Origin of the sequence: Nocardia sp. NPDC058497, assembly GCF_042720195.1 — a bacterium.
Lineage (GTDB): Bacteria > Actinomycetota > Actinomycetes > Mycobacteriales > Mycobacteriaceae > Nocardia.
The window spans coordinates 1-1,099 of sequence record NZ_JBHXMY010001039.1; the positions used below are offsets into that span (position 1 = coordinate 1).

1 protein-coding gene and 1 pseudogene are annotated in these 1,099 nt (G+C 67.8%); both read right to left on the reverse strand.

The features are described from left to right. Positions 1-189: 189 nt before the first annotated feature. On the reverse strand, positions 190-612 hold the full coding sequence (locus ACFWPJ_RS33525) for a hypothetical protein (protein ID WP_378857639.1): 423 nt from the start codon (positions 610-612) through the stop codon (positions 190-192). Between the two features lie 146 nt (positions 613-758). Continuing rightward, positions 759-965: pseudogene (locus ACFWPJ_RS33530) on the reverse strand (Txe/YoeB family addiction module toxin); the annotation flags it as partial. Positions 966-1,099: the final 134 nt, after the last annotated feature.

The window sequence follows — 1,099 nt, forward strand, 5'->3', positions numbered from 1 at the left end:
ATCACCTCCTCAGTGCCCCTCGCGGATTGATTTCGGTTGTGGGGGGCGGGGTTATGTTAAATCGACCCCGACCCCCGCCGGGCGCGCCGCCCGGGGCAGCGGCGGCGGACCGCGGGGTCAACGGGTACTGACCATGCGGCGCTGGAAACTGGAAGGCGGTCGCGAATCGGCCAGGGCCGGACTCGGTGGTCAGCTGGAGCCGCTGGGCAGCAGTCCCGCAGAGCCGCTGCCGAGCTGGGCGTCTCCGGTGATCTCGACGACAAGGGTCTTGGTGGAGGAGCCCTGCGTGGCCACGATCGTGTAGGTACCCTTGGCCGGCGGGCGCCAGGTGCCGCGGATCGCGCTGCGCTCCCGGTCCGGGTAGTCCAGGCGCTCGGGCGAACTGAGCTCGCGGCCGTTGATCGTCACGGTGGCGGGCAGTGCGTAGTCGGAGCCGAACATCCGGGCCATAACGCTGCAGTTGGCGCCCACATAATCGCAGGCGACGGGCACTTCGCTATTACCCCAGGCGGAGATGGTGATGTCTTCAACCTCCGCCGAGGCCGCGGGAGCCAGGGTGGCCGGGAGAACGAGTGCGCCCGCCGCGAGGGCGGTCAGTCCTGCGATTCGCATGGGTTCGGTGGTCCTTCGCATCGGTGTGGTCGGCCCCGGCGCTCGCCAGGGAACCGCGTGAAGCGGTAGCGTTCCACAGTTTTCGCGGGGCCGGTACCCCGAAAACCCAGGGCTTGCCGCTGAGCGGAGTCAGTAGTGGTTGCCGGCCTGGCGATGAGGACGTTGTCCCCGGGGACGGCATAGACCAGGCGGTTCTCGTCGTTGATCCGGCGTGACCAGTACCCGGACTTATCGCCTTTCAAGGGCTCGGGCTTACCCAGTCCGGCGAATGGGTCCCGCTCGATGTCGTTGATCAGGCGCATGATTCGAAGCGCCATCTTGCGATCGGTGAAGATCGGAACGTCAGCACCCAGTGATGTGCACCACCACCGGACACAACAGCGGGGCGGGGCGGAAAGCACCAGCCCCCGGGTTTTTGCGGGGGGGCCGGTCCCCCGCCGGGACCCCGTTAGGCGGGGGCTGTTAAACAAAAACCAGCCCCCCCGAC